This is a genomic window from Phreatobacter stygius (assembly GCF_005144885.1).
Lineage (GTDB): Bacteria > Pseudomonadota > Alphaproteobacteria > Rhizobiales > Phreatobacteraceae > Phreatobacter > Phreatobacter stygius.
Genome location: NZ_CP039690.1, coordinates 1,718,210 through 1,732,042, shown reverse-complemented (window position 1 = coordinate 1,732,042; position 13,833 = coordinate 1,718,210). Strand labels below are relative to the sequence as shown.

13 protein-coding genes are annotated in these 13,833 nt (G+C 65.6%); 5 read left to right on the top strand and 8 right to left on the bottom strand.

What is annotated here, in order from left to right; genetic code table 11:
- Positions 1-20: 20 nt before the first annotated feature.
- Positions 21-452 carry a MarR family winged helix-turn-helix transcriptional regulator gene (locus E8M01_RS07875; RefSeq protein ID WP_136959625.1) on the bottom strand — a complete coding sequence of 144 codons (432 nt, stop codon included), beginning with the start codon at positions 450-452 and terminating at the stop codon, positions 21-23.
- A 65-nt stretch (positions 453-517) separates the two neighbouring features.
- On the opposite strand from E8M01_RS07875, the gene hmgA reads away from it, so the two are divergent.
- The 4 genes from hmgA to E8M01_RS07855 all read left to right on the top strand — a co-directional run bounded on the left by hmgA (position 518) and on the right by E8M01_RS07855 (position 4,948).
- Positions 518-1,867 carry a homogentisate 1,2-dioxygenase gene (hmgA, locus tag E8M01_RS07870; protein WP_136959624.1) on the top strand — a complete coding sequence of 450 codons (1,350 nt, stop codon included), beginning with the start codon at positions 518-520 and terminating at the stop codon, positions 1,865-1,867.
- A gap of 7 nt (positions 1,868-1,874) precedes the next feature.
- The gene (gene fahA, locus E8M01_RS07865) at positions 1,875-3,182 is read left to right on the top strand and encodes a fumarylacetoacetase (protein WP_136959623.1); all 1,308 of its coding nucleotides are present in this window, start codon (positions 1,875-1,877) and stop codon (positions 3,180-3,182) included.
- 65 nt (positions 3,183-3,247) lie between these two features.
- The gene (gene maiA, locus E8M01_RS07860; protein WP_136959622.1) at positions 3,248-3,883 is read left to right on the top strand and encodes a maleylacetoacetate isomerase; all 636 of its coding nucleotides are present in this window, start codon (positions 3,248-3,250) and stop codon (positions 3,881-3,883) included.
- Positions 3,884-4,141: 258 nt separating this feature from the next.
- The gene (locus E8M01_RS07855; RefSeq protein ID WP_170181828.1) at positions 4,142-4,948 is read left to right on the top strand and encodes an IclR family transcriptional regulator; all 807 of its coding nucleotides are present in this window, start codon (positions 4,142-4,144) and stop codon (positions 4,946-4,948) included.
- Between the two features lie 97 nt (positions 4,949-5,045).
- Here the strand turns inward: E8M01_RS07855 and E8M01_RS07850 are convergent, their stop codons facing one another.
- The 7 genes from E8M01_RS07850 to E8M01_RS07820 form a co-directional block, all read right to left on the bottom strand.
- Positions 5,046-5,573 carry a carboxymuconolactone decarboxylase family protein gene (locus E8M01_RS07850; RefSeq protein ID WP_136959620.1) on the bottom strand — a complete coding sequence of 176 codons (528 nt, stop codon included), beginning with the start codon at positions 5,571-5,573 and terminating at the stop codon, positions 5,046-5,048.
- Positions 5,548-6,402 (bottom strand): SDR family NAD(P)-dependent oxidoreductase, encoded by an 855-nt coding sequence (locus E8M01_RS07845; RefSeq protein WP_136959619.1) that lies wholly within the window; start codon positions 6,400-6,402, stop codon positions 5,548-5,550. Before E8M01_RS07845 ends, E8M01_RS07850 begins: the two co-directional genes overlap by 26 nt.
- Before the next feature lie 184 nt (positions 6,403-6,586).
- Positions 6,587-7,318 (bottom strand): glutathione S-transferase N-terminal domain-containing protein, encoded by a 732-nt coding sequence (locus E8M01_RS07840; RefSeq protein WP_215908868.1) that lies wholly within the window; start codon positions 7,316-7,318, stop codon positions 6,587-6,589.
- A gap of 24 nt (positions 7,319-7,342) precedes the next feature.
- Positions 7,343-8,014, bottom strand: coding sequence for an EthD domain-containing protein (locus tag E8M01_RS07835; protein ID WP_136959618.1), 672 nt, complete (start codon positions 8,012-8,014; stop codon positions 7,343-7,345).
- A 177-nt stretch (positions 8,015-8,191) separates the two neighbouring features.
- Complete coding sequence (locus tag E8M01_RS07830; protein ID WP_136959617.1) at positions 8,192-9,145, bottom strand: MBL fold metallo-hydrolase; 954 nt, start codon at positions 9,143-9,145, stop codon at positions 8,192-8,194.
- 52 nt (positions 9,146-9,197) lie between these two features.
- Positions 9,198-10,955, bottom strand: a complete 1,758-nt coding sequence (locus tag E8M01_RS07825; RefSeq protein ID WP_136959616.1) for an FAD-dependent oxidoreductase — start codon at positions 10,953-10,955, stop codon at positions 9,198-9,200.
- A 12-nt stretch (positions 10,956-10,967) separates the two neighbouring features.
- Complete coding sequence (locus E8M01_RS07820) at positions 10,968-12,146, bottom strand: NADH:flavin oxidoreductase/NADH oxidase (RefSeq protein WP_246088636.1); 1,179 nt, start codon at positions 12,144-12,146, stop codon at positions 10,968-10,970.
- Positions 12,147-12,577: 431 nt separating this feature from the next.
- Between E8M01_RS07820 and E8M01_RS07815 the strand changes: the two genes are divergently transcribed.
- Positions 12,578-13,801 carry an ABC transporter substrate-binding protein gene (locus E8M01_RS07815; RefSeq protein ID WP_136959614.1) on the top strand — a complete coding sequence of 408 codons (1,224 nt, stop codon included), beginning with the start codon at positions 12,578-12,580 and terminating at the stop codon, positions 13,799-13,801.
- The last annotated feature ends 32 nt before the right edge of the window (positions 13,802-13,833 follow it).

The window sequence follows — 13,833 nt, the reverse complement described above, 5'->3', positions numbered from 1 at the left end:
AAACCCGGCGCCGCCCGTCATCATACCCGGAACAGCCTCTCGAGTTTATCCAGCGAGGCGATGAGCTTTCCGGCCTCGGGGCCAAGTGCGGCCAAGATGCGCTCTTCGAATGCAAGAGCCCGGGGAACGAGCTCGGTATAGGCGTGACGTCCGAGCGTCGTAAGCGTCAGGATCTCTTCACGGCGGTCGGCATCGCTCTCGCGTCTTTTGAGCCATCGTCGCTCCTCCAAAGCGCGGACGGCGCGGCTCACCTTGGTCTTGTGCATGGATGAATGCGCGCCAATCGCTTTCGCGCTCATCTCGTTGAATTGGCCCAATGTCGTCAGCACGCGCCATTCGGGCACCGTGAGATCGTGGTGGGCGCCATAGACCGTCCTGAACTCGAGGGAGACGGCGTTGCTGATCCGGCTGAGCCGATAGGGGAGGAAGCGCTCGAGCGAAAGCGTGGTCATGGATTGTTAGTTACATAAGCGACGGTTACAAATGCAACCGATATTGAACGGACGGGATCACGGACATGGAAAAATCCTCGCTTCTGACGCAATCAGCCGCGACTGGCGGGACTACCCTGCAGGCCGGCTACATGTCGGGCTTCGGCAACGGCTTCGAGACCGAGGCGCTTCCCGGCGCGCTGCCGATCGGTCGAAATTCGCCGCAGAAATGCGCTTACGGTCTTTATGCCGAGCAGCTCAGCGGTTCGCCCTTCACGGCGCCGCGGACAACCAACGAGCGCTCCTGGCTCTACCGCATTCGCCCGACCGTGGCGCATTGGGGACAGTTCAGGAAGGTCGATGCCGGCCTCTGGCGCACCGCGCCCGCCGTCGAAGCGGATCTGCCGATCGGGCCGATGCGCTGGGACCCGATTCCGATTCCCAACGAGCAGGTGTCATTTGTCGAAGGGGTCCGCACGATCACCACGGCCGGTGACGGTGGCACCCAGGCGGGCATGGGTGCCCATGTCTACCTGATCACGCGTTCGATGGTGGACGAGTATTTCTACAATGCCGACGGCGAGATGCTGTTCGTTCCGCAGCAGGGGGATCTCCGGCTCTGGACCGAATTCGGCATCATCGACATCGAACCGGGCGAGATCGCGGTCATCCCACGCGGCGTGAAGATCCGGATTGAGCTTCGAAACGGCCCGGCGCGCGGCTATCTCTGCGAGAACTATGGCGGAGCCTTTTCGCTGCCGGAACGCGGGCCGATCGGCGCCAACTGCCTTGCCAATCCACGTGATTTCCTGACGCCGGTGGCAGCCTATGAGGACAAGGACGCGCCCTCCCGGATGTATGTCAAATGGGGTGGCTCGATCTGGGCTGCCGACATGGAGCATTCGCCCCTCGACGTCGTCGCCTGGCATGGCAACTTTGCCCCCTACAAATACGATCTTCGTCGCTATTCGCCGGTCGGCCCGGTCCTTTTTGACCACGCCGATCCGTCGATCTTTACCGTGCTGACGTCGCCGTCCGAGACGCCGGGCACGGCCAATATCGACTTCGTGATCTTCTCCGACCGGTGGCTGGTCGCGGAAAATACCTTCAGGCCGCCCTGGTACCACATGAACGTGATGAGCGAGTTCATGGGCCTGGTCTATGGCCAATACGACGCCAAGCCCCAGGGGTTCGTGCCGGGCGGGATCTCGCTGCACAACACGATGCTGCCGCACGGCCCCGATGTCGAAGCCTTCGAGAAGGCCAGCAATGTCGAGCTCAAGCCCCACAAGCTCGAGGGCACGATGGCCTTCATGTTCGAGACGCGGTTTCCCCAGCGGGTCACCGCCTATGCCGCCGGGTCCGAGGCGCTGCAGAAGGACTATGGCGCTTACGGCCACCAGTTGAAGAAGCACTTCAACCCGAACCAGCGATAATAGGACCATGCCGCAGATCGATCAAACGCACGACCGGACGCTCCGGAGCTGGTTGCCGTCAGCCAATGGTCATCAGGATTTCCCGATCCAGAACCTGCCATTCGGCGTCTTCAGTCCGCCCGGCGGCACGGCGCGGGCTGGGGTCGCCATTGGCGACGCCATTCTGGACCTTGCTGCGGCCCTGGCTTCCGGCCTTTTCGAAGGCGACGCGCGCCAGGCCGCGGAGGCTGCTTCAGGTGCAACGCTCAATGCATTCCTGGCGCTTGGGGCCGAGCCGCGGCGACGGCTGCGCGCGCGCTTGTCGGAGCTCCTGGCCGTCGGTAGCGCCGCGCAGCGCGAGGTGGAACCGTGCCTGCATGCCGCGGCGGATTGCACACTGCACCTGCCTGCCAGCATTGGCGACTACACCGACTTTTATGTTGGCATCCATCACGCCACCAATGTGGGTCAGCAGTTTCGACCGGATAATCCCCTGCTGCCCAACTATAAACATGTCCCCATCGGCTATCACGGCCGGGCCTCGTCGATTTGCCCATCCGGGACACCGGTCCGTCGCCCCAGTGGCCAGTCGAAGCAGCCCGATGCCATTGGCCCGGGTTTCGGTGCAACGCAGCGGCTCGACTACGAGCTGGAGCTCGGGGTCTGGGTCGGCCGCGGCAATGCGCTCGGCGAAGCGATCCCGATTGCCGAGGCAGGCGCGCACGTCGCGGGCTATTGCCTGCTGAACGACTGGTCGGCGCGCGATATCCAGGCCTGGGAATATCAGCCGCTCGGGCCATTCCTGGCCAAGAACTTCGCCAGCACGATTTCCGCCTGGGTCGTTACGCCCGAAGCTCTGGCGCCGTTCCGTATCGCTCAGCCGCCACGGCCCGGGGGCGATCCCGCGCCACTCCCCTATCTCATGGATCTGGCCGATCAGCGCGAAGGCGCGCTCGATCTGGAACTCGAGGTCCTGCTTCTCACGCCCGGCCTGCGGGCCAAGGGATTGCAGGCGCATCGCCTCGGCCTTTCCAACGCGCGACACATGTATTGGACGGTCGCGCAGATGATTGCCCATCACACCTGCAATGGGTGCAATCTGAGGCCAGGCGACCTGCTCGGCACCGGAACGATTTCGGGGCCGGACGCCACGGCGTGCGGCAGCATCCTCGAAGCGACGCTCGGCGGGAAAAATCCCATCGTGCTTGCTTCCGGCGAAGAACGTCGCTTCCTGCAGGACGGAGACGAGGTGATCCTGCGGGCCCGTGGCCGCCGCGAAGGTTTTGCCCCGATCGGTTTCGGCGAGTGTCGCGCCACCATCGTGCCGGCATCGTGAGGCGCCTTGCGATGCGGCGCCCGTCGCGTCGCGATCGCGCATGTCCCGAAGAGCGAGAAGACAATTTGAAACTCTATACCTACTGGAGGTCCACCTCTTCCTATCGGGTGCGGATCGGCCTCGCGTTGAAGAACATCGAGGTCGAACACTGCCATGTGCACCTGGTGCGCAATGGTGGCGAGCAGAAAGCCGACAGCTACAGGGCGATCAACCCCCAGGGCCGCGTTCCGGCCCTTGCTCTCGACGACGGGACGGTCCTCACGCAATCGCCGGCCATCCTCGAATATCTCGAGGAGGCCTATCCCGATCCAAATCTCCTGCCGTCCGATCCGGTCAAGCGCGCCAAGCTTCGATCCGTCGCGGCGATCATCGGCTGCGATATCCATCCGCTGCACAATGTCGGTCCGCCGAACCATCTCCGGAAGGAGTTCGGCCGTTCGGAGGCGGACGTCGGCAGTTGGATCTCGACCTGGCTGGGCCAGGGCTTCGCCGCGATCGAAACCATGATTGGCGACGACGGATTTTGCTTCGGCGCCGAGCCGAGCCTGGCCGACGTCTATCTGGTGCCGCAGCTCTATGCCGCGCGGCGGTTCGATGTGCCATTGGCCGGCTATCCCCGGATCGTCCGGGTCGAGCGCATCGCGGCCGAGCATCCGGCCTTCCGGAAGGCGCATCCGTCGCGCCAGCCGGACGCCGAGTAGCATCGCCATTCCGGACGCGCGGACACCAACGGGCCCGATCCCGGGCTGTTCGCCCTGACCTTCGCCGAGGCCGGCGCGCGGCTCGCGGTCCGGCAGGAGGGCTGCTGCGGCGGCATGACCTTCTCCCCGGGCTCCATTGGGAACGGCCGCATGTGACGTAGCGGCAGGCAGCTCGCCTTGAGGTGCCTCCCAGGCTCGGCTATAGCCGGCGCGGTGGCGAGCCCGCCGCCGATTCGACAACTTCACGGGATGCGGGGGATGAGCATCAAGGGGCGCGGCGTGCAGTCGATCGAGGTCGGCGGCCGCATTCTCATCGTCCTCGGTTCCGAGGCGCGGCCGATGATGTTGCGCGACCTGGCGCTTCGGGCAAAGCTCACCCCGGCGCAAGCCCACGCCTATCTGCTGTCGCTCCGCCGGCTCGAGCTGGTGGAGCAGGACGAAGTTGGCCGCTATCGCGTCGGCCCCTTTGCACTGACCCTGGGCATGGCCCGCATGTGGGGCTCCGATCCGCTGAAGCTCGCCATGCAGCGGCTGTCGCAGCTGGCCGAAGATACCGGCATGATGGCGACCATACTGGTGTTCGGCACGCGTGGCCCGACGGTTGTCTATGTCGAGGAAGGCGCCAACCAGATTCAGGTGAACGTGCGCGCCGGCACGCTCTATTCGTTGATGGGAACCGCCAGCGGCCGGGTGTTCGCCGCCTATCTGGCCGATAGCGTCGCCAGGGAGCGGATCAAGGCGGAGATCGCCGAAGGCCCCTCGCAGTTCATGGTCGGAACACCGGCGTCGCTCCGTGCGTTCGGAGCCTCCAACAAGAAGGTGCGCGCCGCCGGCTATGCGACGACCGAAGGTGTGCCGATCCCCGGCATCAACGCGGTGTCGGCACCGGTGTTCGACAGTGCGGGCAGGATGCAGTTGGCGATCACCCTGATCGGACCCGCCGGGGCGATGAGTGTCGAGGACGAGAGCCCGTTCGTGGCGGCGACGGTCGCCTTCTGCGCGAAGCTGTCGGCCGATCTCGGCTATGATCCGAAAAGGCTGCCGGGCGGCGAAGGTGCGGCCTGACGGGAAATGCAGGGGCGGCCAAGCTGCCGAGCCATGGACGCCCGCCGGTGCGTCATCGAGGCGATGGCAGCACCGGCGGGTTCCATGAGGGACGAGGTCAGGACGCGACGCGCGTGGCCTTTTCGATCCCGTTACGGATCCAGTTGTTGTACATGGTCTTCATTTCCGGCGAGGCCGGCTGGAGCTTCATCACCGCGCCCACCATCTCGCTGGCGAACATGAAGGTGATCCAGGCGGACAGCTCGACGATTTCCTCGTCGGAGAAATGCTCCTTCAGCGCCTGCCAGTCCGCGTCCGGCACGTCTGTCGGGTTGGTGGCGACGGCCTTGCCGAAGGCGACGGCAGCCGCCCAACGGGGATCGTCATAGCTGCCCTTCGGCGCGCCGAGCGAGGCGCAGAACGCGCAGCCCGAGTGCTGGGCGACCATCCGGCGAACTTCTTCCTTGAGGCCGGCATCGACGATGCCATTGAAGCGGATCGCCTCATCGAGAGCGTTCCACGGTTTGGCGATTTCCGGACGAAGCGCCATGATCTGGCGGAATTCGCTGCCCAGGACGCTCGTCTTTCCTTGAATCCGTGCCATTGTTAGTCCTTTCCGTTCACATCGCAAGAAATCCGCCGTCAACGGGAATCATGACCCCGTTGACGTAGCTCGCCAGCGCATCCGAGGCGAGGAACAGCGCGGTGCCGACGAGTTCGTCCGGCTCGCCCACGCGGCCCATCGGGATGCGCTTCACCAGCATCTCCATCTTGGCGTGGTCGACGCCGATCCAGGTGTTCATCGGGGTCCGCATCGTACCCGGCGCGATGCCGTTCACCCGGATCCCGAAGGGCGCGAATTCGACCGCCATCTCCTTGGTCAGAAGCAGTACGCCGCCCTTCGACGCGGCATAGGCCGCCCCTTTGGTCGCCAATCCGAGAAACGACTGCAGCGAACCGATGTTGATGACCGTGCCACGCGCGCGCTTGAGCTGATCGAGCAGCGCGACGGTCGCGTAATAGACGCCGGTCAGGTTGACGTCGATGATCCGCCGCCAGGCATCGAGCGCCTGCTCGCTGTCGCTGTCGCCACGGAAGATGATCCCGGCGTTGTTTATCAGGATCGACGTATCGCCCATCGTCTCGGCGATGCGCGTGGCGACGCGCGTCCCGTCATCGCGACTGGACACATCCCAGCGCAGCCCGAGCGCGGATCGACCCTCGGCCCGCACCAACTCGGCCGTCTCGTTGGCCAAGGCCTCGTCGACATCGGTCGCGACGATGTCGGCGCCCCATTTCGCCAGGCCGACCGCCAGTGCGCGGCCATTGCCCTGCCCGGCACCGGTGATGACGCAGAGCTTACCGTCGAGAAGTGGGTACATTGAAGCTGGTTCCCTTGTGTGAACGATGGTCGGCTGGCGTGCGGGAGCGATCGTGCGGCCGGTCCGGCGATGCCTGGTCGCGGCTGAAGCCATCGCCGGCCCCGCCGAACATCGACCTTCCGGTCCCTGACTTGGTCGATCACCGCTGCCTCTCTGCAGCCAGCTCGTGGCGTCCTGTTCGATGTTCGTTATAGGCGAATTTATTCGCTATTAGATACTAGCCAGCGGTGCCTTCCGCAAGCCAAAAAAAGCCCGGTTCCGCACGGGCTTGGCGGCGTCAGCGCGTAGCCGCATGGGATCCGCGGCCGAGGACGCGATCCACCTCCGTGACGGTCGCCGTGGCGAAGGTGGATGGATGCGCGTCGATCACCGCCAGCGCGCGCATGGCCGCCGGTCGCTCGGCGATCTGCCGGTACCAGCGCCAGAGATGGGGATAGCCGTCGCCATCCGCCGCGGTGAACGGATGGGTATCGCCAAACATCCGCGCTTCGGTTCGGAACCATGGGAAGGTCGCGATATCGGCGATCGAATAGTCGTCACCGCCGAGGAAGGCGGTCCTGGCCAGCCGGTCGTCGATCAGCCGGTAGAGCCGCTGGGCCTCGGTGGTGTAGCGCGACACGCCGTAACGGTTCTCGGCGGCGAAGCGGTTGAAATGGTTGAACTGGCCGAACATCGGTCCGATGCCGGTCAACTGGATCATCAGCCACTGAAGCGTGTCGCCGCGCTGCCGCGGGTCCGAGGGCAGCAGGGCGCCTGTCTTTTCGGAGAGATAGAGGAGGATCGCCCCCGATTCGAAGACCACGTAGTCGCCGCCGCCGGGACCGTCGTGATCGACGATTACCGGAACCTTGGCGTTCGGATTCAGCGCGCGAAATCCTGGCTCGAACTGTTCGCCCTTCCAGATGTTGATCTGATGCGCGACATAACGAAGCCCGGTCTCCTCCAGCATCAGGTAGATCTTCTGGACGTTCGGACTGGCCATGGCATAGAGCTCGATCACAGACAGCATTCCCTGGTTGGTTGCGACGCCGGCTCAAGCGATCCGGGTCGTCTCGACGAAATATGGCGCGACACTGGCCACGATCGTCTCGGTGTGTTCCTTGGTCCGCGCGAAGGCGGCGGTGGTCACGACCTCGGCGGCGTCTTCCTTGCTGCGGAACCACAGTTCGACGACGCCATCGACCGGGATGTCGTCATGCGAGGCTTCGCGCGTGTGCTCGTCGTAGCGGGCAATGACGAGGTTCTGCGTATAGCCCAGCAGTTTCGGCCAGGTTCGCACCAGTTCCGCGTGGCGGCCGAGCCATTCGCGCCGGAACTCTTCGGGCGAAACCTCCGGGCGGCGACGCAGGATCGACATGCGCTTGACCGCCGGGAGATCGTCCGCGGTGCAGGGGATCGCCTCGTGTTTCTCGCAGACGACAATGCTGGCCGGGTCTCGAAATTGCGCCGCAGCCGCCGTCATGGCCGCAAAGGCCTGCGATCCCAAGGCGGCGCGCATGGTGTCGGCATTGGCGAACTGCAGTTCGCAAATGCCGTCGATGTTCCAGTCGCCCCGCGGCCCCGGATCGGTGACACGATGCCGGAGATAGCCGCGGAGACCGGGCAGGCGAGCGGCCAGCGTTCCATCGGCGTCGCGCCAGCGCGCGGCGAAATCCGCGTTCTCGAGGCCGGTCTTGCGTCGCAGCAGGCTCAGGCGGTTCATCATGGTATTTCTCCATTGGCAGACAGCGCGGTCGAAACCCGCGGCGACGTTGAGTTTCTCAGCGGCGCAAAATCACCGTCCGGTTGTGCAGCGGCCAGCGCTGCCCGCCAGGCCGGGTTTCGACGATCCGCCGGATCGACAGCAGCGCAAGCGCCCGGGCACGACCAATTTGCTCGCCGATCAGCCCTGCAGGTCCGCCCACATGCTGCGGTCTCGCTCGGCCGTCCAGATGCGCGGCCGGTCGATGCCGCGTGCCTCGTCATAGGCGCGGGCGACGTTGAAGGGCATGCAATGCTCGTAGATCGCGTAGTCGGCGAACTTCGGATCCATGACTGCCCGGCATGCGTCGAAGCTCTGCTTAAGGCTGAGGCCGCGCGCCGCACTCTTCGACACCGAACCGTAGAGCGTCGTCAGGAAATCGCGGGTGCTGGCAAACGCTGCCCGCACCTTGTCCTCGCCGACTACTGCGCTGCCGCGGCCGGGAACGATGGCACGGGGCTGCAGTTCGGCGATGCGATCCAGCGTGACCGGCCAGTCCGTGAAATGCGCGTCGCCGCAGTAGCAGGCCGAACGGTATTCGACGAGATCGCCCGAGAAGATCACGTCGGCGTCCGGCACATAGGCGACGATGTCGCCAGCGGAATGGCCGCGCCCGAGATGCATCAGCCGGACCTCACGGTCACCGAGCCACACCGACATGCGATCCTGGAAGGTGACCGTCGGCCAGGTCAGGCCGGGCACCGTCTCGGCCGCCTGGAACAGGCGCGGGAACCGACCGAGCTCGCTGTCCCAGTCTTCCTGCCCGCGCTCGACGATCAGTTCGCGTGTCGCCTTCGAGGCGATGACCTCCGAAGCGCCGAAGCCGGAGGCGCCCAGCACGCGCACCGCGTGGTAGTGGCTGAGCACGACGTGCTTGATCGGTTTGTCGGTAACCGTCCGTATCTTCTCGATGACGGTCTTTGCCATCACCGGCGTTGCCTGGGCATCGATGACCATGACGCTGTCCCGGCCGATGACGACGCCAGTGTTCGGATCACCCTCCGCGGTGAAGGCGTAGAGGCCCGGGCCGATCTCGTCGAAGGCGATTGTCCGTTGCGTCGTATCGGCGGTCGAGGCAAAGCTGGGCTTGTTCATATCATTTCCTTGAAAACTCGGGGTGCTGGTTGCCGGCCGCCGGCCGCCGGCGTCAGGCAGGGCCGGTGACGGAGTGGTGTCCATCGGTCGCTGCGCGTGCCAGGGCGCCGCCACGCGCGGCAGCCAGGTGCCTGCCGGCGATATAGCCAAAGGTCAGGGCCGGCCCGAGGGTGATGCCCCCGCCCGGATAGTTGCCGCCCATGATGCTGGCCATGTCGTTGCCGGCGGCATAGAGCCCGGCTATCGGCCGGCCCTCCGGGTCGAGGACCTGGGCATTGCCGTTGGCCCGGAGCCCGGCGAAGGTTCCAAGATCGCCGACGACCACTTCGACCGCGTAGAACGGCCCGGTGGCGATCGGCGCGAGGCAGGGGTTCGGCTGGAAATCGGGATCGCCGTTGAACCGGTTGTAGGCGGTCGATCCCTTGCCGAAGGCGCGGTCCTCGCCCGAGGCGACGTCGCGGTTCCAGGTGGCGATGGTCGCCTCCAGGCCCGCCGCGTCGATCTTGGCGTCACGCGCCAGTTCGGCAATGGTCTTGCCGGCCTTGAGATAGCCGGAACGGATGTTCGGACCGACCGGGACCGGGAAGGGTTTGACGAAGCCGAGGCCGAAGCGCTTCAGGAACGGCTTGTCGACGATGAGGAACGCCCGCGCCGGACCCTTGGCGCCCGCGCCACGAGCGGCGAACAGCGCCTGCACGAAATCGTGGTAGGAATTGGCTTCGTTGACGAAGCGCTTGCCGTTCGAAAGCACCGCGATCAGCCCAGGCTTGGCGCGGTCGATGAAATGTGGGAACACGCCGAAGCTTCCGTCAGCGCGCGGCACCCGCGAAACCGGCACCCAGGCCGCGGCGTTCGGATAGCTGTCTTCGACCTTGGCGCCGACCGCCTCGCCGAGGCGCAGGCCGTCACCGGTGTTGGATGCAGGCGCGGGCGAGAAGTGCCCCTTGTTGTCGGCGTCGTGCGGGAACATGGCGCGGCGCCGCGCAGCGTCCTGCGGGAAACCACCGGCGGCCAGAACCACGCCGTAGCGGGCGCGCACCGTCACCGTCTGGCCGGTCTTCGTCACCTCCGCGCCGCGGACGGCGCCAGCCTCGACGAGCAGCCGCGAGACCGGCGCATCGGTCCAGACATCGACACCGAGGTCGAGCGCGCTGCGGAACAGGCGCCCCGCCAGCGCATTGCCGTTGGTCAGCAGCATGCCGCGCCCATGCCGCGCGAGGTCGCCGGCATGGGCGACCAGCCGCTTTGCGACATAGACGGCGGATTTGAGCGAGCGCGTCGCGTTGAAGAAATGCTTCAGTTCCGGGCCGGAGCCGATCATCAGCCCGACGAAGGTCAGCTCGGGCAAGGGCGGGCGCAGGCGTTTGAGCTCCTTCCCCAGTTCCTCGCCACGAAAGGGCTGTGCCTTGATCGACCGGCCACCCGTCCGCCCGCCCGGCACGGTCGGATGATAGTCGGAAAAGGCCGAGGCCGGTTCGAATGTCACGGCCGTCCTGGTGTCGAAGAAGCTGATCGCCTCCGGGCCAGTGCGCAGGAACGCGTCGACGCAGTCGGGGTTGAAGTGATTGCCGGCCTCGTTCTGCAGATAGGTGCGCGCGGACTCGACCGTGTCCTCCATGCCGTCGCGGCGGGACACCGGATTGTTCGGTACCCACATGAAGCCGCCTGAGAAGGCGGTTGTGCCGCCGACCCAGTGATCTTTCTCGGCGAGGATTACCTTCAGGCCCTCGGCTGCGGCGGTGACCGCCGCAGCAAAGCCACCGGCGCCCGACCCCACAACCAGCACGTCGCAGTCGAAATTGTGCGTCATATCGCGCGACCCTCAGTTCCGAATGCCAAGGCTGCGGCGCGTCGCCGACAGCAGGTCCTTGCGTTCTCGCAGTGTGTCGCCGAGGCTCTGCTCGCGCTTGGCGAGCCAGGCGCCGTGGCGAACCGGCCAGGTGGAATAGTCCGCCCCGAACCCGAGCTGCTCGGCCGCACGACGCGGCCAATAGGGGTCCTCGAGCGCGGCGCGGCCGATGGCGACAAGATCGGCGGCTCCGGAACGCAACGCCTCTTCGGCCTGCGGCCCGTCGACGATCATGCCGACCGCCTGGGTCAAAACCTGCGCCTCGCGACGGATGGTTTCGGCAAATCCCAGCTGGAAACCCAACCCGCGCGGCACGTTCATCCGGCTGATCTCCTCGGACAGGCCGCCGGAGGAGACGTCGACGACATCGACGCCAACCGCCTTCAGCTCACGGGCGAAGATGATCGAATCCTCGAGGTCCCAGCTGTCGACCGCACCGTCCACGGCCGAGATCCGGCAGAAGAGCGGCCGTTCCGCCGGCCAGGCAGCGCGGACCCGGCTGGCGATCTCGAGCGGATAGCGCATCCGGTTCTCGATCGGACCACCGAACGCGTCGGTGCGACGATTGGCCAGCCGCGAGAGAAAGGTCGGGATCAGATAGCCGTGCGCGAAGTGCAGCTCGACCGCGTCGAAACCTGCGGCCAGCGCCCGGCAGGTGGCCGTCTCAAACTGCTGGGCGACCTCTTCCATGCCGGCGCGGTCGAGCTCTTCGGGCACGGTCCAGGTGGGACCGGCGGAGACCGCGCTCGGTCCGATGCGGCGCCAGCCCTCCGCGCCGGCGAAACGGTCGAGGTCCGCCGCCGTGAACGGCTGGCCACCCTCCCAGACGGGGAAGCTGCCGGTCTTGCGCCCGGTATGGGCGAGCTGGACGCCGACCAGTCCTGACTGCGCATGAATGAAATCGACCACCCTGGCGAGCGGCGCCACTTGATCGTCCTTCCACAGGCCGAGGTCGTTGATCCCGACCCGGCCATGCGGCGACACCGCCGTGCTCTCGGTAAAGATCAGGCCGGCCCCGCCGAACGCGAACTTGCCCAGATGCACCAGGTGCCAGTCGCTGGCGCGGCCGTCGTCCGCGGCGTGCTGGCACATGGGTGAAATGACGATGCGGTTGGGCAGGACCAGATCGCGCAATGCGAGGGGGGAGAACAACGCGGGGACATCCGCGCTTCTGGTGGAATCGGTCGTCACGAGGAAACTCCGCTCAAGGACATCGATTTTCTCAGGGACGAAGACGGCTGGCTCCGCCGGACGGCGCAGGTGGTCGCAAATGCGGCGACGTTCCTACGTTTCCGCATCGCAGCGTTCCTCCTCGACGGGTCCGTGAGGTGGCTTGGCGACCGACCCGGCTGCCTGCTCACGGTGATCGCATTTAACGAGTCGATTCACAATAGGCAAATTTGCGGCAATTCATCTGTTGCTAAACGTTTCGCGGTGAGCTAATTCACAGATGGTCTGCCGGTGAGCCGAGAATGCCAAACATGCCGCCGGCACGACGACGGCTGGAGGAGCCGCGCTGAGGCCTGTCGTGTTCTGTGGTGCACAGCATCGCGACGGCCTGCGCGGGCCATAGGGAGGAAAAAATGAACAATTTTTCAAAGGCGCGGAGACGCTTTCTGCGTGGTGCGGTCGCCATCGGCGCGACAGCGCCCTTCGTCGATATGGTCCGCCCGTCATGGGCGGCGGATGACATCAAGGTCGGCTTCAACGGCGACCTTTCAGCATCGCCTTCCGCCCAGTCGGGCCGCGCGGCCATCGTCGGAATCCAGGCGGCGCTCGACGATCTGAACGCCAAGGGCGGCGTACTCGGCCGGAAGCTGACCCTGGTGGTTCGCGACGACCTTTCGCAGCCGCCCAAGTCGATCCACAACATGAGCGAGCTGATCGACAACGAACGCGTGGTGGCGGTGTTCGGCCCGACCAATTCCGGCAATGCCCTTGCCTGGAAGCATATCCCCAATCGCAAGAAGATCCCGGTCGTCGGCTGCCTGGCGTCCGCGACGGACATCACCAAGCCGACCAGCCCGTCGGCCGACAACTATATGTTCCGTGTCGGCAGCGTCGACCGCTTTCAGGTCGTGGCGCTGACCACCTATGCCCGCAAGAACCCCACGACCAAGGTCATCGGCTTCCTGACCGAGACCACGGGTTATGGTCAAGCCGGGCTCAAGGACCTCGAGGAGGTCGCGGAAGCGCAGGGCATCAGGCCGGCCGCGAGCGGGAAGTTCGGCGTCGCCGACACCGACATGACCTCACAACTCAGCAAGCTGCGTGACGCCGGGGTGGACACCGTTTTGATCTGGGCGCAAGGCACGCCGACCGGCCAGCTTCTGCGCAGCATGGACAAGATCGGCTATTTCCCGACGATCCTGACCAGTTGGGCGGCCCTCAACCTCAGTTTCGTGAATACCGCGGGCCCGGTCCTGGCCGAGAAACCGATCTTCCTGCAGACGGTGTCGGAGGATCGCACGCCGCACCAGCAGGCCTTCTTCGACCGGATGCTGCCGAAGCTCGACAATGCCTCGTCCTTTGCCTTCGCAGTCCATGCCTATGACGCGGCCCAACTGGTCGCCATCGCGATCGCACAGGCAGGGTCGACCGAAGGGTCGGGCCTCCGCGAGGCGCTCGAGAACCCGAAGAAACCTTACGAAGGCATTGCCAAGACCTATCACCCGTCGTTCACGCGCGAGCGGCACGAGGCGCTCGGTCCGGCCGACCAGAAATGGACCTGCTGGCGGGGCGGCAAACTCGCGGCCTATACGGACGCGGTGGTGGCGTCGCTGAAGCCGGAAGACTTCAAGGGCTGACGGTCGGGCAGGCGGCCTGCAGGCAACCGACC